This is a genomic window from Variovorax beijingensis (assembly GCF_003951285.1).
GTDB classification, from domain to species: domain Bacteria; phylum Pseudomonadota; class Gammaproteobacteria; order Burkholderiales; family Burkholderiaceae_C; genus Variovorax; species Variovorax beijingensis.
Window position 1 is genome coordinate 83,162 of the sequence record NZ_RXFQ01000016.1, and the last position, 20,993, is coordinate 104,154.

Consider the following 20,993-nt stretch of genomic DNA (forward strand, 5'->3'; position numbering starts at 1 on the left):
GCTTTTTCTTTCAACCCACCCAGCGGCGCGCATTGCGCCAGATCCGCATCCAGGGGCTCAGCTCACTCCTGTCGCCGCCGGTCCAGCTCATCTGGATGTTGCGGAACACGCGTTCGGGGTGCGGCATCACCGCGGTGAAGCGGCCGTCGGGCGTGGTCACCGAGGTCAGGCCGCCGGCGCTGCCGTTCGGGTTGAACGGGTACTGCTCGGTCGGATTGCCGTGGTTGTCCACGAAGCGCATGGCGGCAATGGCCTTGGCCGCATCGCCGCGGTGCTTGAAGTTGGCATAGCCCTCGCCGTGCGCCACTGCGATCGGCAGGCGCGTGCCCGCCATGCCCGCGAAGAAGATGCTCGGCGATTCGAGCACCTCGACCATCGACAGGCGCGCCTCGAAGCGTTCGCTCTGGTTGGTGGTGAAGCGCGGCCAGGCCTCGGCGCCCGGAATGATGTCGGCCAGTTCGGCGAACATCTGGCAGCCGTTGCACACGCCCAGGCCGAAGGTGTCTTCGCGGCCGAAGAAGGCCTTGAACTGCTCGGCGAGCTTCGGGTTGAAGGTGATGCTGCGCGCCCAGCCGATGCCAGCGCCCAGGGTATCGCCGTAGCTGAAGCCGCCGCAGGCCACCACGCCCTTGAAGTCGGCGAGGTTCGCCCGGCCCGCCTGCAGGTCGGTCATGTGGACGTCGAAGGCCTCGAAGCCGGCCTCGGTGAAGGCGTAGGCCATCTCGACGTGCGAGTTGACGCCCTGCTCGCGCAGGATCGCGACCTTGGGGCGCGACGACAGCAGCCCCGGGCCGAGTTCGCCCCAGCCCTTGCCGAGCGGCGGCGAGACATGCCAGTGCAGGCCCGGATCGGCGGGTTCTCCCGCCGCGGCGTGCTCGGCATCGGCGCAGGCCGGGTTGTCGCGCTCGCGGGCGATCTTCCAGCTGACCGAATCCCACACCTGGTGCAGGTCCTGCAGCGTTGCGCTGAACACCGACTTGGCGTCGCGCCAGACTTCGAGCTTGCCCTTGCCCGCATCCATCGTGGAGCTGGCGGGCCGCGTCTTGCCGACGAAATGGCTGTGGGCGCTGAGGCCGTGGGCGCGCAGCACCTGCATCACCTCGTTGCGCTCCTCGGTGCGCACCTGCAGCACCATGCCGAGTTCTTCGTTGAACAGCGCCTTGAGCGTGAGCTCCTCGCGCCGCGCGCTGACCTGCTGCGCCCAGTTCTTGGCGTCGCCGGTTTCCATGCGGCTGTCGGAGATGCCGTCGCCTTCGGTGACCAGCATGTCGACGTTGAGCGCCACGCCCACGTGGCCCGCAAAGGCCATCTCGCAGGCGGTGGCGAACAGGCCGCCGTCGCTGCGGTCGTGCATGGCCAGGATCTTGCCGTCGGCGCGCAGCGCGTTCACGGCATTGACCAGCGCGACGAGCTGCGCCGGATCGTCGAGGTCGGGCACCGTGTCGCCGCTCTGGTTGAGCGTCTGCGCCAGGATGCTGCCAGCCATGCGGTGCTGGCCGCGGCCCAGGTCGATGAGCACCAGCGTGGTGTCGGCCTGCGTGGCATCGAGTTGCGGCGTGAGCGTGCCGCGCACGTCGGCCAGCGTGGCGAAGGCGGTCACGATCAGGCTCACGGGCGAGGTGACCTTCCGGGCTTCGTCCCCATCGTTCCACTGCGTGCGCATCGACAGCGAATCCTTGCCGACCGGAATCGACACGCCCAGCGCCGGGCACAGCTCCAGGCCCACGGCCTTGACGGTTTCGTACAGCGCGGCATCTTCGCCGGGCTCGCCGCAGGCCGCCATCCAGTTGGCCGACAGCTTCACACGCGAGAGCTCGATGGGCGCGGCCAGCAGGTTGGTGATGGCCTCGGCCACGGCCATGCGGCCCGAGGCCGGCGCGTCGAGCGCGGCCAGCGGCGTGCGCTCGCCCATGCTCATTGCCTCGCCGGCAAAGCCCTTGTAGTCGGCCAGCGTCACGGCGCAGTCGGCCACCGGCACCTGCCAGGGGCCGACCATCTGGTCGCGGTGGCTCAGCCCGCCCACGGTGCGGTCGCCGATGGTGATCAGGAAGCGCTTGGAGGCCACGGTCGGGTGCGACAGCACGTCGATGGCGGCCTTCTGCAGGTCGACGCCCGTGAGGTCGAGCGGCTTGAACGTGCGGGCGACGCTCTTCACGTCGCGGTGCATCTTGGGCGGCTTGCCGAGCAGCACGTCCATCGGCATGTCGACGGGCTGAGGCGTGTCCTCGCTGCGCGCAGCGCCTTCGTCGGCCACCAGCAGCTGGCGCTCCTCGGTCGCCACGCCCACCACCGAGAACGGGCAGCGCTCGCGCTCGCAGAAGGCCTTGAACTGCTCGAGCGACTCGGGCGCGATGGCCAGCACATAGCGCTCCTGGCTTTCGTTGCACCAGATTTCCTTCGGCGCCATGCCCGACTCTTCGAGCGGCACCGCGCGCAGGTCGAAGCGCGCGCCGCGGCCGGCGTCGTTGGTCAGCTCGGGGAAGGCGTTGCTCAGGCCGCCCGCGCCCACATCGTGGATCGCGAGGATCGGGTTGGCCGCGCCCTGCTGCCAGCAATGGTTGATGACCTCCTGCGCACGGCGCTCGATCTCGGGGTTGCCGCGCTGCACCGAGTCGAAGTCGAGCTCGGCCGCGTTGGCGCCCGTGGCCATGGAACTTGCGGCGCTGCCGCCCATGCCGATGCGCATGCCGGGCCCGCCGAGCTGGATCAGGAGCGAGCCGGCCGGGAACTGGATCTTCTTCGTTTGCGTGGCATCGATGCTGCCGAGGCCGCCCGCGATCATGATGGGCTTGTGGTAGCCGCGCTGCACCGTATCGACATCGCTCGCCACGGTCTGCTCGTATTCGCGGAAGTAGCCCAGAAGGTTGGGCCGGCCGAACTCGTTGTTGAATGCGGCGCCGCCCAGCGGGCCCTCGGTCATGATCTGCAGCGGGCTGGCGATGTGCTCGGGCTTGCCGTAGTGGCCCTCTTCGGGCCAGAGCTTCGACACCGTGAAGCCGGTCAGGCCGGCCTTGGGCTTGGAGCCGCGGCCGGTGGCGCCTTCGTCGCGGATCTCGCCGCCCGCGCCGGTCGAGGCGCCCGGGAACGGCGAAATGGCGGTCGGATGGTTGTGCGTCTCGACCTTCATCAGCACATGGCTCAGCGCGCTATCTTTTTGATAGCCTTGCGAGTCCGAAGCCGGAATGAAGCGCTCGACCGCCGTGCCCTCCATCACCGAGGCGTTGTCGGCATAGGCGATGACCGTGTGCTGCGGGTTCTGCTTCTCGGTGTGGCGGATCATCGAGAACAGGCTTTGCGGCTGGGCCTGGCCGTCGATGGCGAAGCTGGCGTTGAAGATCTTGTGGCGGCAGTGCTCGCTGTTGGCCTGCGCGAACATCATCAGTTCGACATCGCTCGGGTTGCGTCCGAGCCGGGTGAAGGCTTCGACCAGGTAGTCGATTTCGTCTTCCGCCAGCGCCAGCCCGAAACCCGTGTTGGCCGCCACCAGCGCGGCGCGGCCGCCGCCCTGCACGTCGACCAGCGCCATCGGCTGGGCCGGCAGTTCGCTGAACAGGCTGGCGGCCTGCTCGACGGTGGCCAGCACCGATTCGGTCATGCGGTCGTGCAGCGGGCCGGCCACGGTGGCCAGCAGGTCGCCCTCGAGCACGGGCACCTTGCCGATCAGCGGGGCCTTGAGCTTCAGGTGGTACTGGGTGACCCGCTCGACCCGGCGCAGCGCCAGGCCGCAGTTGTGGGCGATGTCGGTGGCCTTCGACGCCCAGGGCGAGACAGTGCCCAGGCGCGGCGTGACGACCACCGAGGCACCTGCCTTGGCCGGCGCCTCGAAGGGCTCGCCGTAGGCCAGGAGCGCGGCAAAACGCTCGTGGCCGGCCGCATCGAGCGCCGCGTCGGTGACCACCAGGTGCACGAAACGGGCGCTGACGCCCTCGATGCGCGCATCGATCGCCTGCAGCTTCGGCAGCAGCTGCCGCGCGCGGAAATCGCTGAGTGCGCTGCCGCCCTCGAAAAAGGTTACGACAGGAAGGGCTTGAGGTGCGGGCTGCGTCACGGTCGAATGGGCCTGGGGCCGCGTTGGGAATCAAGAAATCTGGGCGAATGGCCGCTGACTGGGGTCATCCGCGTTAACCCGGAATTTTAGCTTGGTGAATGGGATAATTCCGGGATGAGCATTACCTACAAAGACGCCGCAGGCATCGAAGCCATGCGCGTCGCCTGCCGCCTGGCTTCCGAGGTGCTGGACTACCTCACGCCCCTCATCAAGCCCGGCATCACCACGAACGACGTCGACCGCCTGGCCGCCGAATACATGGTCAAGCAGGGCACCACCTCGGCCACCGTGGGCTACATGGGCGCCAGCAGCGTGCCCTTTCCGAAGTCGCTCTGCACCTCGGTGAACCACGTGGTCTGCCACGGCATTCCCAATGACAAGCCCTTGAAAAAGGGCGACATCATGAACGTCGACGTGACCGTCATCAAGGACGGCTGGTTCGGCGACAACAGCCGCATGTACATCATCGGCGATGCCTCCATCGCCGCCAAGCGCCTGTGCAGCATCACCTTCGAGGCCATGTGGCACGGCATCCTGCAGGTGCGACCCGGCGCCCACCTGGGCGACGTCGGCCATGCGATCCAGAAGTTCGCCGAAGGCCAGGGCTTCTCGGTGGTGCGCGAATTCTGCGGCCACGGCGTGGGCCAGCGCTTTCACGAAGAACCGCAGGTGCTGCACTACGGCCGCCCGGGCACGCTGGAAGAACTCAAGCCCGGCATGATCTTCACCATCGAGCCGATGATCAACGCCGGCAAGCGCGAGGTGAAGGAAGACTTCAAGGGCGGCCAGTACGACGGCTGGACCATCGTCACCCGCGACCATTCGCTGTCGGCGCAGTGGGAACACACGGTGCTGGTCACCGAAACGGGCTACGAGGTGCTCACGCTGTCGGAAGGCAGCCCCCCCCTGCCCTCGTTCGTCACCTCCACGAAAACGTGAGCCGCGCGAGCGGCGCACGGCCGAGGACACTGCCGTGATCGAACCAGCCAAGATCGATGTCGCCACCTTGCGCGAAGCCTATCGCGCCAGGAAGCTGGCGCTGTTCGACACCCTGCGCTTTGCGCGCGCGCCCACGCGCAGCGTGCACACGGTGCTGCGGCAGCTGTCGGCCCTGGCCGACCAGACGCTGCGCGCGCTCTGGCGGGAAGCCGATTTCGGCGACTCGCTCGCGCTGGTGGCCGTGGGCGGCTTCGGCCGCGGCGAGCTGTTTCCCTATTCCGATGTCGACGTGCTGCTGCTGCTGCCGCCCGAAGGCGAGGCCGGCGCGATCGATCCGGCCCGCATCGAGGCCTTCATCGGCCACTGCTGGGACGCGGGGCTCGAAATCGGCTCCAGCGTGCGCACCGTCGACGAGTGCCTGGCCGAAGCCGAGAAGGACGTGACGGTCCAGACCTCGCTGCTCGAATCGCGGCTGATCACGGGCGACAAGAAGCTCTTCGTGGGCTTCCGCAGGCGCTTTGCACGCGCCATCGATCCGCAGGCCTTCTTCGTGGCCAAGTCGCAGGAAATGCGCCACCGCCACCAGAAGTTCGACAACACGCCCTACGCGCTCGAACCCAACTGCAAGGAGTCGCCCGGGGGCCTGCGCGACCTGCAGACCATCCTCTGGATGGCCAAGGCCGCCGGCTTCGGCTGCCGCTGGGACGACCTTGCCAAGAACGGCCTGGCCACTTCTTTCGAGGCGCAGCAGATCAAGCGCAACGAAGCGCTGCTCTCGCTGATCCGCGCGCGCCTGCACGTGATTGCCAACCGGCGCGAGGACCGCCTGGTGTTCGACCTGCAGACCGCGGTGGCGGCAAGCTTCGGCTACGAGAGCGAATCGCAGCGCAAGTCGAGCGAGGCGCTGATGCGGCGCTACTACTGGGCGGCCAAGGCGGTTTCGCAGCTCAACCAGATCCTGCTGCTGAACATCGCGGAGCGGCTGCAGCCGGTGGACGAGCAGCACACGCCGATCAACGAGCGCTTCTTCGAGCGCGCGGGCCTCATCGAAATCGCGAGCGACGATCTCTACGAGCGCGAGCCGCACGCCATTCTCGAAACCTTCCTGCTTTACCAGAAGACCATCGGCGTGAAGGGCCTGTCGGCGCGCACGCTGCGCGCGCTCTACAACGCGCGCCACGTGATGGACAGCAAGTTCCGCAACGACCCGGTCAACCACCAGACCTTCATGCGCATCCTGCTGCAGCCCTACGGCATCACGCACGCGTTCCGGCTCATGAACCAGACCTCGGTGCTGGGGCGCTATCTGCGGGTGTTCCGCAGCATCGTGGGACAGATGCAGCATGACCTGTTTCACGTGTACACCGTGGACCAGCACATCCTGATGGTGCTGCGCAACGTGCGGCGCTTCTTCATTGCCGAGCATGCGCATGAATACCCGTTCTGCTCGCAGCTCGCGGCCGGCTGGGACAAGCCATGGATCCTTTACGTGGCGGCGCTGTTCCACGACATCGCCAAGGGGCGCGGCGGCGACCATTCCACGCTCGGCGCACGCGACGTGCAGCGCTTCTGCAAGCAGCACGGCATCGCGCGCGAGGATTCCAGGCTGATCGAATTCCTGGTCGCGGAGCACCTGGTGATGAGCCAGGTCGCGCAGAAGCAGGACCTGAGCGACCCCGAAGTGATCGGCGCCTTCGCCAAGCGCGTGGGCAACGAGCGCTATCTGACGGCGCTCTACCTGCTGACGGTGGCCGACATCCGCGGCACTTCGCCGCGCGTGTGGAATGCCTGGAAGGGCAAGCTGCTCGAAGACCTGTACCGCTACACGCTGCGCGCGCTCGGCGGCCGCATGCCCGACCCCGACGCCGAGGTGGAATCGCGCAAGCGCGAGGCGCTCGTGCAGCTCGCCCTGCACGCGCAGCCCTTCGAGGCCCACAAGGCCCTGTGGGCCACGCTCGATGTCGGCTACTTCATGCGCCACGAAGCCACCGAGATCGCCTGGCATGCCAAGCAGCTCTCGCGCTTCGTGCCGCCGCCCAACGTGCCCGTCGACCCCAAGGCGCCGCCGATCGTGCGGGCCCGTCTTTCGCCGGTGGGCGAAGGCCTGCAGGTGGTGGTCTACACGCCCGACCAGCCCGACCTCTTCGCGCGGATCTGCGGCTACTTCGACCAGTCATCGTTCAGCATCCTTGACGCGAAAGTACACACCACGAGCAACGGCTACGCGCTCGACACGTTTCAGGTGGTGACCACCTTCCTGCCCGACCACTACCGCGATCTCATCAGCATGGTGGAGTCGGGCCTGGGGCAGACGCTGACCGAGGCCGGTCCCCTGCCCCCGCCCAGCGTGGGCCGCGTGTCGCGGCGCGTGCGCAGCTTTCCGATCAAGCCGCGCATCAGCCTGCTGCCCGACGACAAGGCGCAGCGCTGGCTGCTCAACATCTCGGCCAGCGACCGCGCCGGACTGCTTTATTCGGTGGCGCGCGTGCTCGCCAGGCATCACCTAAACCTGCAGCTCGCCAAGGTCACCACGCTCGGCGAGCGCGTGGAAGACACCTTCCTGATCAGCGGGCCCGAACTGCAGGGCCAGAAGACGCAGCTGGCCATCGAGACCGACCTGATGGAAGCGCTGGCCTCCTGAGGTGCGCTTGCCGCTTGTTTCATCCGCGGGTGCATCCTGCGGCATGATGGTGCCGACTTGATTCAACTCGAACGGCAACCCTCGACATGAGCCAGAAAACCAATCCCCTTGCAGGCCAGCCCGCACCGCTGGACCTGCTCGTCAATGTGCCGCGCCTCGTTTCGGCCTACTACGCGGGCCAGCCCGATCCCTCGGTGCCTTCGCAGCGCGTGGCCTTCGGAACCTCGGGCCACCGCGGCTCCTCCTTCGACAACGCATTCAACGAATGGCATGTGCTGGCCATGAGCCAGGCCATTGCCGACTACCGGCGCCAAAAAGGCATCGACGGCCCGCTGTTCCTCGGCATCGACACGCATGCGCTTTCGACGCCCGCCTTCAACAGCGCGGTCGAGGTGCTGGCGGCCAACGGCGTCGAGCTGATGCTCTCGAAGGACGACGAGTACACGCCCACGCCCGCCGTCTCGCACGCCATCCTGGTCTACAACCGCGGACGCACGACAGGGCTGGCCGACGGCATCGTGATCACGCCTTCGCACAATCCGCCCGAAAGCGGCGGCTTCAAGTACAACCCGCCGAACGGCGGCCCCGCGGGCACCGACATCACCTCGGCGGTCGAAGCCGCGGCCAATGCCTTTCTGGCCGCGGGGCTTGCGGGCGTGAAGCGCCTGCCGCTCGCCCAGGCGCTGCGCGCCTCGAGCACGCACCGCCACGACTACCTGAGCACCTATGTCGAAGACCTCGCGCAGGTGCTCGACATGGATGCCATCCGCGGCGTCGAGATCGACCTGGGTGTCGACCCGCTGGGCGGCGCGGGCGTGCGCTACTGGCCGGCCATCGCCGAGCGCTACAAGCTCGGGCGGCTCAACGTCCTGAGCCAGGAAGTCGATCCCACCTTCCGCTTCATGTCGCTCGACTGGGACGGCCGCATCCGCATGGACCCGTCGTCGCCCGATGCCATGCACAAGCTGATTGGCCTGCGGGAGCGCTTCGGCATCGCCTTCGCCTGCGACACCGACCATGACCGCCACGGCATCGTCACGCGCAGCGCGGGGCTGCTGCCACCCAACAACTACCTGGCCGTGATGGCGGACTACCTCTTCACGCACCGGCCGCAATGGGCGGCGCATGCGGCCGTGGGCAAGACGGTGGTCAGCAGCCAGATGATCGACCGCGTGGCCGCCAGGCTGGGCCGCAGGCTGTACGAGGTGCCGGTCGGCTTCAAGTGGTTCGTCGACGGGCTGGTCAATGGATCGCTGGGCTTCGGCGGCGAGGAAAGCGCGGGCGCCACCTTCCTGCGGCGCGACGGCACGGTCTGGACCACCGACAAGGACGGCATCGTTCCCGCCCTGCTATCGGCCGAGATTGCCGCGCGCACCGGGCGCGACCCCGGCGAACGCTTTGCCGAACTGGCGCAGGCGCTGGGACAGCCCGTGGCCAATCGCGTGGATGCGGCGGCTACCGTCGAGCAGAAGAAGAAGCTCTCGAGCCTGTCGCCGCAGCAGGTGCTGTCCACCGAGCTCGCAGGCGAGAAGATCCAGGACGTGCTGAGCCACGCACCCGGCAACGGTGCGGCCATTGGCGGCGTGAAGGTGGTCACCGAGAACGGCTGGTTCGCCGCGCGGCCCTCGGGCACGGAGAACATCTACAAGATCTACGGCGAGAGCTTTCTCGGTGCCGAGCACCTGGGCCGCATCCTCGAAGAAGCGCAGCAGCTGGTGGACAAGGCGCTGGCGGACTGATGAAGGGCGGCGCTCAGCGCGTACCCTCTCCCAGCCGCCGCTCCAGCCACACGCTGTAGCGCGACAGCCCGAAGCACAGCGCCCAGTACACCGCCGCAATGAAGAGGTAGCCCTCGAGGTAGAACGGCCGCCAGGTCGGATCGCCGCCGAGCGCCAGGCCCAGCGCGCCGGTCAGCTCGAACAGGCCGACCACCGTGACCAGCGAGGTGTCTTTCAGCGTGCCGACCACGCTGTTGGTCAGCGCCGGCACCACGAGCCGCAGGGCCTGCGGCAGCACGATGTCCCGCTGCACCGGCCAGCGGCCGAAGCCCAGCGCCATGGCCACTTCGGTCTGCCCGCGTGGCACGGCCTGCAGTCCGCCGCGGACGATCTCGGCCAGGTAGGCCGCGACGAACAGCGTGAGCCCCGCCAGCACGCGCACCAGCACATCGGGCTGCCACCCCGCGGGCCACAGCAGCGGCAGCAGGAACGAGGCCATGAACAGCACCGAGATCAGCGGCACGCCGCGCACCAGCTCGATGTAGCTCGCGCAGAGCGTGCGTACCACCGGCCAGCCCGAGCGGCGCCCCAGTGCGAGCAGCAGCGCGAGCGGAAAGGCCAGCGCGAGGCCCACCACGGCAAGGCCGATGGTGAGCGGCAATCCGCCCCAGCGGCTGGTCGGCACGTGGGCGAGGCCCGCCACGCCGCCGCGCATCAGCAGCACGAAGAGCAGAAGCGCCGCAACCCAGAGCGGCGCCAGCCACCAGCGCCAGCTGCGCGGCCAGGCGCTCAGCACGGTCACGGCCGACAGCACGGCCACGGCAATGGCCGGGCGCCATTGCTCTTCGTAGGGAAAGCGGCCGAACAGCATCGGCCGCCACTTCTCGGCCACCACGCCCCAGCAGGCGCCATGCTGCACCGCGCGGCAGGCTTCTGCGTCAGGCTGGAACACGGCGTGCACCACGCCCCATTCGATGGCGTGGAAGCCTCCCCATGCCAGCAGCGCGAGCAGCAGCACAGTGGCCAGCGCCCGCAGCGGCGAACCCCAGAGTTCGCTGCGCCAGGCGATCGGGCCCTGGGAGGCGTTCCTCATCGCCAGCCCCTGAGCGCGACGCGCGCGTTGTAGCGGTTCATGCCCAAGGAGATCAGCAGCGACAGCAGCAGGTAGACCGCCATGATGATGGCGATGCACTCGAAAGCGCGGCCGTTCGAGCCGATGGTGGTGTTGGCCACCGACACCAGCTCCGGATAGCCCACGGCCACCGCGAGCGATGAATTCTTGACGAGGCTCAGCAGCTGGTTGGTGAGCGAGGGCACGATCACCCGCAGCGCCTGCGGCAGGATCACGATGCGCAGCTGCTGCATCGGCGCGAGGCCCAGCGCCTGGCCCGCAAGCACCTGCCCCTGCGGTACCGAGAGGATGCCGGCGCGCACGATCTCGGCCACGAACGCGGCCGAATAGAAGGACAGGCCCGCGACGATGGTCACGTACTCCGGACTCAGCGCCGCGCCGCCGCTCACGCCGAAGGCGCCGCGCTCGGGCCATTCGAAATGCGTGGGCCACCAGCCGCCCTCGCCCGATGCCGGCCAGGGCACGCTGAGGCCGCCCTTGCTGAGCCACACGCCCGGCAGCAGCCGCACGGGTTCTGTGGGGTCGGGCAGCAGGTTGGCAATGGCAAAGGCCAGCATCAGCAGCTGCACGAGCAGCGGCACGTTGCGCAGCAGTTCGACGTACGCGGTACAGATGCCGCGCAGCAGAACGTGCGGCGCGAGCCGGCCGATGCCGATCAGGGTGCCGAGCACGACCGAAAAGATGGCAGCGGGCACCGAGGCGCGCACCGTATTGACCAGGCCCGCAAGGAAGGCGCGCCAGAACGGCTGGCTGGCATCGAAGTCGAGCCAGCCTTCGCTGATGGAGAAGCCCGCGGGCTCAGCAAGAAAGTCGAAGCCCGAGCGGACGCCGCGCGCCCGCAAGACCTCGAGCGCATGGTTCACGACCCAGGCAGCGCCGGCCACGACGGCCAGCACCAGCAGCGCCTGAACGATCCAGGCCAGCCAGGCGCCGCGGCGCGCGGCTCCACTGCTCATCGAACGGGTGGTGCGTAGATCAGGCCGCCCTTGCTCCAGAGGTTGTTCGAGCCGCGCGGAAGCTTCAGGACCGACTTGGGGCCCACGTTGCGCTCGAACATCTCGCCGTAGTTGCCCACGGCCTTGATGGCGCGGAACGACCAGTCCTTGTCAAGGCCCAGCAGCTTGCCCAGGTCTTCGCCGGTGCCGACCAGGCGCTGCTGCGCCGGGTCCTTGCTGCTGGCCTTGAGCTCGTCGGCATTGGCCTGCGTGACGCCGAATTCTTCTGCCTCGATGAGCGCGTTGGGCACCCACTTGGCAATGGCGAACCATTCGTCGTCGCCGCGGCGCACCAGCGGCGCGAGCGGCTCCTTGGAAATGAGCTCGGGCAGGATCACGTAGTCGTCGGGATTCGGCGCCTCCTTGTTGCGCAGGCCCGCGAGCGCCGAGGCGTCGGTGGTGAAGGCCTGGCAGCGGCCCGAGAAGAAGGCCTTGAACGAGGCTTCGAAGCTCTCGAACACCACCGTCTTGACCGGGATGTTCTGCGCGCGGAAGTAGTCGGACACGTTCTTCTCGTTGGTGGTGCCCGACTGCGTGCAGATGGTGGCGTTCTTGAGCTGTTTGGCGCTCGTGACCTTGAGCTTCTTCGGCACCAGGAAGCCCTGGCCGTCGTAGTAGGTGATGGTGGTGAAGTTGAAGCCCAGCGACGCATCGCGCGTGAGCGTCCAGGTGGTGTTGCGCGCGAGGATATCGATCTCGCCGGCCTGCAGGGCCGAAAAGCGCTGCTGCGAATTGAGCGGCACGAAATCGACCTTCTTCGGATCGCCCAGCACGGCCGCCGCAATGGCGCGGCAGGTGTCGACGTCCAGGCCCGACCAGTTGCCCTGCGTATCCGGCGCGGAAAAGCCGGCCACGCCATTGGTCACGCCGCACTTGACGGTGCCGCGCTGCTTGACGGCATCGAGGGTCTTGCCGGCAAAGGCGGGGGCGGCAGTGGCAAACGCCGCAACGGTTGCGGCCACGGCCAGTGCGGGACGGAATCGGTTCTTCATTTGGTATGTTCTCCTCAACAACGAGCAAAAGGCAGTGTACGAGGCTGCGCGCCACCCTGCCAAGGAACGAACAGTTGAATGCGTATGCTGCGTGCGCCGACGCCTACGGGGTTTTCTTGCCGGCCGCATTCACTAACATACGGGCCTCCAACAACTTCACCAGGAATCTGCTCATGACCAAATCCGACGACACCGGCAAGCTCGTTCTGCGCGTCGCACTCGGCATCCTCATCCTGCTGCACGGCATTGCGAAGGTCGGCAAAGGCGTCGACGGGATCGGCGGCATGCTGGCATCCCATGGTTTGCCCGCGGCCATGGCCTACTTGGTCTATGTTGGCGAGATCCTTGCGCCCGTGCTCCTGATCGTGGGCCTGTTCACCCGTCCGGCCGCGCTGATCGTTGCCCTCAACATGGTGGTGGCCATCTGGCTCGCGCACATGAAGGACCTGGGCGCACTCAATGGCCAGGGCGGCTGGGCGCTGGAACTGCAGGGCATGTTCCTGTTCTCGGCGATTGCCATTGCGCTCTTCGGCGGCGGCCGGTTCGGCCTGGGCGGCAAGTACAACTGAAAGCAGGCGGCCGGTGATGAACCGGCCGTGTTTTCTCAATCGTCGTCGTTGGCGTCGAGCCCTGGAAACAGGACCTCGGTGTAGCCGAAGCGGGAGAAGTCGCGCACCCGCATCGGATAGAGCTTGCCCAGCAGGTGATCGACCTCATGCTGCACCACGCGTGCATGAAAGCCGTTCGCGACGCGGTCGATCGGATCACCGTAGGGATCGAAGCCGGTATAGCGGATGTTGGCGAAGCGCGGCACCACGCCGCGCAGGCCCGGCACCGAGAGGCACCCTTCCCAGCCCTCTTCTTCCTCGTCGCCGATCGGCGTGATGACCGGATTCAGCAGCACGGTGCGGGGCACCGGCGGCGCGTCGGGGTAGCGGGGATTGACGACATCGGTGCCGAAGATCACGAGCTGCTGGTCGACGCCGATCTGCGGTGCGGCCAGGCCCGCGCCATTGACGGCCAGCATGGTCTCGAACATGTCGCGCACCAGCAGGTGCAGTTCGTCGGTGTCGAAGGCAGCCACCGGCTGCGCAACGCGCAGCAGCCGGGGGTCGCCCATTTTGAGGATTTCGCGGATGGCCATGGCGGGGATTATCGCGAGCGGCCCCGCCACGCTGTCACGGAGGGGTTTGGCTTGGCGTCTTGGAATCCGGCGACGACCACATCCGCGAGCCGCGTGGGTCCGGCCGGTATTGCGGCAGCGGCGACACGCCGGTATTGCCGGTCGGCGGCACGATGGCACCACCACCGGGCGGTCGCCCGCCGCCCCAGCCGGGACGGGAAGGTACAGGCACGGGCACCGGTCGCACCGCCGGGTAGCCCGGCCGCCCGTAGTAGGGCCTGCCGCCGTAGTAGGGCCGGTCATAGTCGTAATAGCGGCGCCTGCCTTCGTAGTAGCCGCCACCCTGGATATAGACCGGCGCCGGGTTCACCACCACCGGGTCCGCGTAGTACGGCTGCGAATAGCCCCCGCTGTAGTAGGGGTCGCCGGGAACAGCCACGCAGCCGCCGAGCAGCGCGAAGCCGCCGATGGCGACACAGATACCGAAAACACGAATTTTCTGCATGAGGGACTCCTTGTCAGCCTTCTGTTTTCAACGTCAGCTTGTAGACCCTGTTGACTGCGCTGGTGTGAAGTCGCGTAACTGCCGGTAAGAAACACCGCGCCTTCACTCCTTCAACCAGGCACGCCGCTGGCAAGCAGCTCCAGCATACGCGCCTCGTCGATCACCTCCACGCCGATCTCGCGCGCCTTGTCGAGCTTGCTGCCGGCCTCCTCGCCGGCCACCAGGTAGCTTGTCTTCTTGCTGACGGAGCCCGCCACCTTGGCGCCGGCTGCCTCCAATTTATCCTTCGCTTCGTCCCGGCTCAGCGTAGGAAGGGTGCCGGTGATCACGAAGGTCAGCCCCGCCAGTGGCTTGGGCGCCCGGGCGGCGGGTTCGCCCTCTTCCCAGGTCAGCCCGCAGGCGCGCAACTGCTCGACCACTTCGCGGTTGTGCGGCTGGTCGAAGAAGGTGCGCAGGCTTTGCGCGACGACCGGCCCGACGTCGTTGACCTCGAGCAGCTGCTCCTCGGTCGCATCCATGATCGCGTCGAGCTTGCCGAAATGTTTGGCAAGGTCCTTGGCCGTGCTCTCGCCCACGTGCCGGATGCCCAGGCCGAACAGGAAGCGCGGCAGCGTGGTCGTCTTCGAGGCCTCGAGCGCATCGACGAGGTTCTTGGCCGACTTGTCGGCCATGCGGTCCAGCCCCGCCAGGGTGGTGAACCCGAGCCTGTAGAGGTCGGGCAAGGTGCGGATCAGGTTGGCGTCGACCAGCTGCTCGACCAGCTTGTCGCCGAGCCCGTCGATGTCGACCGCGCGCCGCGCCGCAAAGTGCAGGATGGCCTCCTTGCGCTGGGCTGCGCAGAACAGGCCGCCGGTGCAGCGGTAGTCGACCTCGCCCTCTTCGCGCAGCGCCTCCGATCCGCACACCGGGCACTGGTGCGGCATGGTGAACAGCGGGCCCCGCTCGCTGTCGGACCTGGCGAGGCTTTCGGGCACCACGCCGACCACTTCGGGGATCACGTCGCCGGCGCGCCTCACGATGACCTTGTCGCCCACGCGCACGTCCTTGCGGCGCGCCTCGTCCTCGTTGTGCAGTGTGGCGTTGGTCACGGTCACACCGCCCACGAACACCGGCGCGAGCTTGGCCACCGGCGTGAGCTTGCCGGTGCGCCCGACCTGCACCTCGATGCCCAGCACCTCGGTGATCTGCTCCTGCGCCGGATACTTGTGCGCCACGGCCCAGCGCGGTTCGCGCGAGACGAAACCCAGCCGCTGCTGCAGCTCGATGCTGTCGACCTTGTAGACCACGCCATCGATGTCGTAGGGCAAGGCATCGCGCTGGCGCCCGATGTTCTCGTGGAAGGCAATCAGTTCAATGGCGCCGGTCGCACGCGCAGTCTGTTTGGCCACCGGGAATCCCCAGGCATCGAACTGCTGCAGCCATTCGAACTGGGTCGAAAAGTCCGGCCCGCCTTCGCTGGCCGGCGTGACCTCGCCGAGGCCGTAGGCAAAAAAACTCAGCGGCCGCGCCGCCGCGATGGCCGGATCGAGCTGGCGCACCGCGCCGGCCGCCGCATTGCGCGGGTTGACGAAGACCTTCTCGTTCTTCTGCCCGGCCGCGATCTTCTCGCGCTGGCGCTCGTTGAGTGCGTCGAAGTCGGCGCGCTTCATGTAGATCTCGCCGCGCACCTCGACCACGGGCGGTGCCTTGCCGTTGAGCCGCAGCGGAATCTCGCGCACGGTGCGGATGTTCTGCGTGACCTCCTCGCCCACCTCGCCGTCGCCCCGCGTCGCGGCCTGCACCAGCACGCCGTTCTCGTAGCGCAGGTTCATGGCCAGGCCATCGAACTTGAGTTCGCAGACGTACTCGACCTGCGGCCCGTCCTCGGCCAGGCCCAGTTCCTTGCGCACGCGGGCATCGAAGGCGCTGGCGCCGCCGGGCGTGATGTCGGTCTCGGTGCGGATCGACAGCATCGGCACCTTGTGGCGCACCTTCACGAAGCCTTCGAGCACCTTGCCGCCGACGCGCTGCGTGGGCGAATCGGGCGTGCGCAGTTCCGGGTATTCGGCCTCCAGTGCCTGCAGCCGCTGGAACAGCCGGTCGTACTCGGCGTCGGGCAGCTCGGGTGCATCGAGCACGTAGTAGAGATGGGCGTGCTTGTGGAGCTGTTCGCTCAGTGCGGCGGCTTCGCGTGCCGCTTCGTCGCGCGTGGTCATGGGTGTCTCCCGAACGATCGGATCAGCTGAAAAGGCGCCGAGCCAGCGGCGAGCCGGCGGCCAGGTCGCGCGACTCGAGCGTGTCGTAGAGCTGCTCGAGGTCGGCGCCGATCACGTCCATGGTTTCTTCGCGCAGCAGCTGGCCATCGCTGTCGGTGACCACGCCGTCCATTTCGCGCGCCAGCGTGGCGGCAGCTTCGCGCATGCGGCGAAACGGCTGCTCGGCGCGGTCGACCTGCGGCACGTCCAGGCTCAGGCTGAGTTCGCGGATGGCCGATTGCGCCGGATCGTCGGCCAGCGCGGCCTGCGTATCGAACGAAAGTCCGAGGATCGGCGGCAGCCCGGCCTCGCTGGTCGGCAGCACCATGCGCCCCGGAATGATGCCCGCCACAAAGCCCAGCCGCGCCGCGTTCTGCTGCACATAACCGGGACTCCAGGCCGCATGCAGCGCGCGCAGCACGAAACCCAGCTGCGCATCGTGCGCGCTGGCGAACTGGTCGAGTTCGCGAGCGCGCGCCACCTCGTCGAGCATTTCGGGAAACTCGAGCGCGCCGTTGACGGCATCGGCAAAGGCCTGCGCCTTGACGACGAATTCGGAATACTCGATCTCGTTGAGCGCCCCGGTGCGGTTGGCCAGCTGCACGCCCACCTGGAAGGCGCTGTAGCGCTGGCCCGGTACGGGCGGCTCCCATTGGCCGGTGTGCTCGTTCAAACCTTCGATAGCCACGGGCTTGCTGCCCGCGCGGCGCGTGGGCGGCATGGCCGCGATGGCCGCGTCGCCCGATGCGAGCCCGTCCAGCGACACCGGCGCGATCACGTCGATGAGCGGATCGAGCCCGCCACGCCGCTCGGCCGTCGGCACCGGGTTCGCACTGGGCGCGGGCAGATCCGGGTCGAACAGGGGCTCGTGGCGTTCGTGGCCCGGCGTCGGGTGCGGATCGATGTGCAGCATCGGCTCCACGCCGTCGGACGAGGACGATGGCCGGTCCGCTTCGGACAGGTCGCGGTCAGTGGCATCGGGCTGGCGCGGCGCATTGCGGCGCGAGGTCAGGGTGTTGTAGGCAACGACGGCCGCGAGGACGAGGCCGCCGAGGATGGCCAGGGCGAGAGTGAGATTGCTCATGCGCTGCCCGGCTCAAGCAGCTTCGACCATGGAGGCGGCCGCTTCCATGTCGACCGCGACGATGCGCGAGACGCCCTGCTCCTGCATGGTGACGCCGATCAGCTGCTCGGCCATTTCCATGGCGATCTTGTTGTGGCTGATGAAGAGGAACTGGGTTTCGCGGCTCATGGCGGTCACGAGTTTGGCATAGCGTTCGGTGTTCGCATCGTCCAGCGGCGCGTCCACTTCGTCGAGCAGGCAGAAAGGCGCCGGGTTGAGCTGGAAGATCGCGAACACCAGCGCAATGGCCGTGAGCGCCTTCTCGCCGCCCGAGAGCAGGTGGATGGTCTGGTTCTTCTTGCCGGGCGGCTGCGCCAGCACCTGCACGCCGGCATCGAGGATCTCGTCGCCGGTCATCACGAGCCGCGCATTGCCGCCGCCGAACAGCTCGGGGAACATGCGGCTGAAGTGCTCGTTGACGATCTTGAAGGTGCCGCCCAGCAGGTCGCGCGTCTCGGCGTCGATCTTGCGGATGGCGTCTTCGAGCGTGCCGATGGCCTCGTTCAGGTCGGCGGACTGCGCATCGAGGAAGGTCTTGCGTTCACTGGCCACGGCAAGCTCGTCGAGCGCGGCCAGGTTGACCGCGCCCAGCGCGACCACTTCGCGGTTCAGGCGGTCGATCTCGCCTTGCAGCCCCGCCAGGCGGACCTTGTCGGCTTCGATCGACTGGGCAACGGTCTCGAGGTCGGCGCCGGCATCGTCCAGCAGCTGCTGGTATTGCTCGACGCCCAGCCGCGCGGCCTGTTCCTTGAGCTGGAATTCGGTGATGCGCTGGCGCAGCGGATCGAGTTCGCGCTCGAGCTGCAGCCGGCGTTCGTCGCTGGCACGCAGCTTCAGCGTGAGGTCGTCGTACTGGCTGCGCGCCGCACCCAGTGCGGCTTCGCGCTCGAGCTTGAGCGCCAGCGCGTCCTGCAGGCCGGCCTGGGCCGCCGCGTCGGAGAGGCGGCCGAGTTCGGCGCGGGCGCGCTCATCTTCGTCGGTGAGCGACAGCACCTGCTGCGACGCGGTTTCGATCGCGCGGTTCAGCTCGCCGCGGCGGGCTTCGAGCGTGCGCTGCGAGAAGGTGGCCTCCTGCGCCTGCCGCTCGAGGCTTCGGTGCTGCTCGCGGCTCGCGGCCAGCGCGCGGCCGGCCTCGATCACACGTTCGTCGAGCTGCGCGTGGCGCTCCTGGCTGTCGGCCAGCTGCATGTCGAGCTCTTCGAAGCGGCCTTCGGCGGCCATGCGCTTTTCCTGCAGTTCCTCGAGCTGCGCGTCGACCTCGGCCAGGTCGGTGGCCAGCTGCTCGCTGCGCGCGCGGGTCTGCTCGGCGAGCTGCGTCATGCGCAGGGTCTCGACCTGCAGTTCATGCGCACGCGATTGCGTTTCCGCGGCTTCGCGGCGCGCCGTGACGAGGCGCTGCGCGGCATCGGCGTAGGCGGCTTCGGCGCGGACCAGCGCGGTGCGCGCCTCTTCGCTGATGAGCGCCTGGGCGCGCAGCTGGCGCTCGAGGTTTTCCATTTCCTGCTGACGCGCCAGCAGGCCGGCCTGCTCGGAATCGGGGGCGTAGAAGTTCACGCTGTGCGAGAACACGGCGTGGCCGCTCTGCACATAGATGACTTCGCCCGGCTGCAGCGTGGCGCGCTGCGCGAGCGCCTCTTCGAAGCTCTGCGCGGTGTAGCAGCCGTGCAGCCAGTCGGTCATCAAGGCCTGCAGGCCCGCATCGTTCAGGCGCAGCAGGCTCGACAGGCGCGGCAGCGCGGCAGCGCCCTGCGGCACACCGGCCGCGGGCGGGCTGTAGAACGCGAGCTTGGCGGGCGGCGCATCGTTGCCGAAGGCGCGCACCATGTCGAGCCGGCTGACCTCGAGCGCGCCCAGGCGCTCGCGCAGCGCCGCTTCGAGCGCGTTTTCCCAGCCCTGCTCGATGTGGATGCGGCTCCACAGCCCCTGCATGCCTTCGAGTCCGTGCTTGGCGAGCCAGGGCGCCAGCTTGCCGTCGGTCTTGACCTTTTCCTGCAGCGCGCGCAGCGCCTCGAGCCGCGCCGAGAGCTCGGCATGGCGCGCCCCTTCGGTGTTGACAGCCTGCTGTTTCGCGCGGCGGTCGTCGTCCAGCTGCGGCACCGATTCCTGCAGCTCGTGCAGGCGCGCGTCGGCCTCGCTCGCGGTTTCCTGCGCGGCCGCGTGCTCTTCCTGCAGGGCTTGCAGGCGCGCTTCGTCGGGCGCGGCCAGCGCGTTCTGGTCGGCGCGCAGGCGTTCGCTGCGCTGCGTGAGCTGCCGGCTCTGCTCTTCGATGTTGCGCTGGTCGGCGGCCAGCACCTGGATCTGCTGCTGCACCTGCGAAACGGTGCTGCGCTGGGCGTTGGCCTCGTCCTGGGCGCGCTGCACGGCTTCCTCGAGCTCGGGCATGCGCGCGTCGTGTTCCTCGAGCTGCGCGGCCAGCAGCACGGCCTGCTCCTCGGCGTCGACGCCCTGGCCGGCCAGGGTTTCGATCTCTGCCTCGGCCTCTTCGCGGCGGCGGCCCCACTGGCCCATCTGTTCGCGCAGCTGGACCAGCCGCTGCTCCACGCGCTGGCGGCCTTCGACCACGAAGCGGATCTCGCCTTCGAGGCGGCCCACCTCGGCACTGGCTTCGTAGAGCCTGCCCTGGGCCTGGTTGACCTGGTCGCCGGCCGCGTAGTGGGCCTGGCGCACGGTTTCGAGTTCGGATTCGATGCGGCGCAGGTCGGCGGTGCGCGACTCGAGGTCGTTGATCGCCTTTTCCGAGTCGGCCTTGATCCTGGCCTGGTCGGCATCGCTTTCGCTGCGCTTGAGGAACCACAGCTGGTGCTGCTTCCTGGTGGCTTCGCCCTGCAGCGCGTTGTAGCGCGCGGCCACCTCGGCCTGCTTCTCGAGCTTTTCGAGGTTGGCGTTGAGTTCGCGCAGGATGTCTTCCACGCGCGTGAGGTTCTCGCGCGTATCGCCCAGGCGGCTCTCGGTTTCGCGCCGGCGCTCCTTGTACTTGGAGACGCCCGCCGCCTCCTCGAGGAACAGGCGCAGCTCCTCGGGCTTGGATTCGATGATCCGGCTGATCGTGCCCTGGCCGATGATCGCGTAGGCGCGCGGCCCGAGGCCGGTGCCCAGGAACACGTCCTGCACGTCGCGGCGGCGCACCGGCTGGTTGTTGATGTAGTAGCTGCTGGTGCCGTCGCGCGTGAGCACGCGCCGCACGGCAATTTCGCCGAACTGGTTCCACTGGCCGCCCGCGCGGTGGTCGGCGTTGTCGAACACCAGTTCCACGCTCGAACGGCTGGCCTGCTTGCGCGTGGTCGTGCCGTTGAAGATCACGTCCTGCATCGACTCGCCGCGCAGCTCCGACGCGCGCGACTCGCCCAGCACCCAGCGCACCGCATCCATGATGTTCGACTTGCCGCAACCGTTGGGCCCGACGACGCCGACCAGTTGGCCCGGCAGCAGGAAGTTGGTGGGTTCGGCGAACGACTTGAAGCCCGAAAGCTTGATGGAATTGAGACGCACGACTTGTCGGCCTGCCTTGGCATGACGCCAAGGTATTGATTTGTAAGGAAAATT

At 68.0% G+C, this 20,993-nt stretch carries 13 protein-coding genes; 4 read left to right on the forward strand and 9 right to left on the reverse strand.

The genetic code is table 11. The features are described from left to right. Positions 1–10 precede the first annotated feature (10 nt). Positions 11–4,048, reverse strand: a complete 4,038-nt coding sequence (purL, locus tag EJO66_RS24035) for a phosphoribosylformylglycinamidine synthase (RefSeq protein ID WP_125966347.1) — start codon at positions 4,046–4,048, stop codon at positions 11–13. 114 nt (positions 4,049–4,162) lie between these two features. Between purL and map the strand changes: the two genes are divergently transcribed. From map to pgm, 3 genes are all read left to right on the forward strand, one after another. Beyond that, positions 4,163–4,987 carry a type I methionyl aminopeptidase gene (map, locus tag EJO66_RS24040; protein WP_124957859.1) on the forward strand — a complete coding sequence of 275 codons (825 nt, stop codon included), beginning with the start codon at positions 4,163–4,165 and terminating at the stop codon, positions 4,985–4,987. Positions 4,988–5,021: 34 nt separating this feature from the next. Further along, positions 5,022–7,628: a [protein-PII] uridylyltransferase gene (locus EJO66_RS24045; RefSeq protein WP_124957858.1), complete on the forward strand. Its 2,607-nt coding sequence runs from the start codon at positions 5,022–5,024 to the stop codon at positions 7,626–7,628. Positions 7,629–7,714: 86 nt separating this feature from the next. Continuing rightward, positions 7,715–9,367: a phosphoglucomutase (alpha-D-glucose-1,6-bisphosphate-dependent) gene (gene pgm, locus EJO66_RS24050; RefSeq protein ID WP_124957857.1), complete on the forward strand. Its 1,653-nt coding sequence runs from the start codon at positions 7,715–7,717 to the stop codon at positions 9,365–9,367. Positions 9,368–9,380: 13 nt separating this feature from the next. Here the strand turns inward: pgm and EJO66_RS24055 are convergent, their stop codons facing one another. From EJO66_RS24055 to EJO66_RS24065, 3 genes are read right to left on the reverse strand one after another with little or no spacing between them, the layout of a single operon-like run. Next, positions 9,381–10,439 (reverse strand): amino acid ABC transporter permease, encoded by a 1,059-nt coding sequence (locus tag EJO66_RS24055; protein ID WP_124957856.1) that lies wholly within the window; start codon positions 10,437–10,439, stop codon positions 9,381–9,383. After that, on the reverse strand, positions 10,436–11,434 hold the full coding sequence (locus EJO66_RS24060) for an ABC transporter permease subunit (protein ID WP_124957855.1): 999 nt from the start codon (positions 11,432–11,434) through the stop codon (positions 10,436–10,438). The genes EJO66_RS24055 and EJO66_RS24060 overlap by 4 nt, the downstream gene beginning before the upstream one ends. Then, positions 11,431–12,465, reverse strand: a complete 1,035-nt coding sequence (locus EJO66_RS24065) for an amino acid ABC transporter substrate-binding protein (protein WP_124957854.1) — start codon at positions 12,463–12,465, stop codon at positions 11,431–11,433. The genes EJO66_RS24060 and EJO66_RS24065 overlap by 4 nt, the downstream gene beginning before the upstream one ends. Before the next feature lie 173 nt (positions 12,466–12,638). Between EJO66_RS24065 and EJO66_RS24070 the strand changes: the two genes are divergently transcribed. Continuing rightward, complete coding sequence (locus tag EJO66_RS24070) at positions 12,639–13,034, forward strand: DoxX family protein (protein WP_124957853.1); 396 nt, start codon at positions 12,639–12,641, stop codon at positions 13,032–13,034. A gap of 35 nt (positions 13,035–13,069) precedes the next feature. Here EJO66_RS24070 and def read toward each other — a convergent pair whose 3' ends face one another. The 5 genes from def to smc form a co-directional block, all read right to left on the reverse strand. After that, the gene (gene def / locus EJO66_RS24075) at positions 13,070–13,609 is read right to left on the reverse strand and encodes a peptide deformylase (protein ID WP_125966348.1); all 540 of its coding nucleotides are present in this window, start codon (positions 13,607–13,609) and stop codon (positions 13,070–13,072) included. A 34-nt stretch (positions 13,610–13,643) separates the two neighbouring features. Continuing rightward, the gene (locus EJO66_RS24080; RefSeq protein ID WP_125966349.1) at positions 13,644–14,093 is read right to left on the reverse strand and encodes a hypothetical protein; all 450 of its coding nucleotides are present in this window, start codon (positions 14,091–14,093) and stop codon (positions 13,644–13,646) included. Between the two features lie 110 nt (positions 14,094–14,203). Beyond that, positions 14,204–16,288 carry an NAD-dependent DNA ligase LigA gene (gene ligA / locus EJO66_RS24085; RefSeq protein WP_125966350.1) on the reverse strand — a complete coding sequence of 695 codons (2,085 nt, stop codon included), beginning with the start codon at positions 16,286–16,288 and terminating at the stop codon, positions 14,204–14,206. 22 nt (positions 16,289–16,310) lie between these two features. Next, positions 16,311–17,411 carry a cell division protein ZipA C-terminal FtsZ-binding domain-containing protein gene (locus EJO66_RS24090; RefSeq protein WP_124957849.1) on the reverse strand — a complete coding sequence of 367 codons (1,101 nt, stop codon included), beginning with the start codon at positions 17,409–17,411 and terminating at the stop codon, positions 16,311–16,313. 12 nt (positions 17,412–17,423) lie between these two features. Continuing rightward, positions 17,424–20,939 carry a chromosome segregation protein SMC gene (gene smc, locus EJO66_RS24095; RefSeq protein WP_125966351.1) on the reverse strand — a complete coding sequence of 1,172 codons (3,516 nt, stop codon included), beginning with the start codon at positions 20,937–20,939 and terminating at the stop codon, positions 17,424–17,426. Positions 20,940–20,993 lie beyond the last annotated feature (54 nt).

Coding starts and splice junctions, on each gene's coding strand:
- def (WP_125966348.1), bottom strand. CDS start 13,609: ATGGCCATCCGCGAAATCCTCAAAATGGGCGACCCCCGGCTGCTGCGC.
- ligA (WP_125966350.1), bottom strand. CDS start 16,288: ATGACCACGCGCGACGAAGCGGCACGCGAAGCCGCCGCACTGAGCGAA.
- EJO66_RS24055 (WP_124957856.1), bottom strand. CDS start 10,439: ATGAGGAACGCCTCCCAGGGCCCGATCGCCTGGCGCAGCGAACTCTGG.
- pgm (WP_124957857.1), top strand. CDS start 7,715: ATGAGCCAGAAAACCAATCCCCTTGCAGGCCAGCCCGCACCGCTGGAC.
- EJO66_RS24065 (WP_124957854.1), bottom strand. CDS start 12,465: ATGAAGAACCGATTCCGTCCCGCACTGGCCGTGGCCGCAACCGTTGCG.
- EJO66_RS24090 (WP_124957849.1), bottom strand. CDS start 17,411: ATGAGCAATCTCACTCTCGCCCTGGCCATCCTCGGCGGCCTCGTCCTC.
- map (WP_124957859.1), top strand. CDS start 4,163: ATGAGCATTACCTACAAAGACGCCGCAGGCATCGAAGCCATGCGCGTC.
- EJO66_RS24060 (WP_124957855.1), bottom strand. CDS start 11,434: ATGAGCAGTGGAGCCGCGCGCCGCGGCGCCTGGCTGGCCTGGATCGTT.
- EJO66_RS24080 (WP_125966349.1), bottom strand. CDS start 14,093: ATGCAGAAAATTCGTGTTTTCGGTATCTGTGTCGCCATCGGCGGCTTC.
- EJO66_RS24070 (WP_124957853.1), top strand. CDS start 12,639: ATGACCAAATCCGACGACACCGGCAAGCTCGTTCTGCGCGTCGCACTC.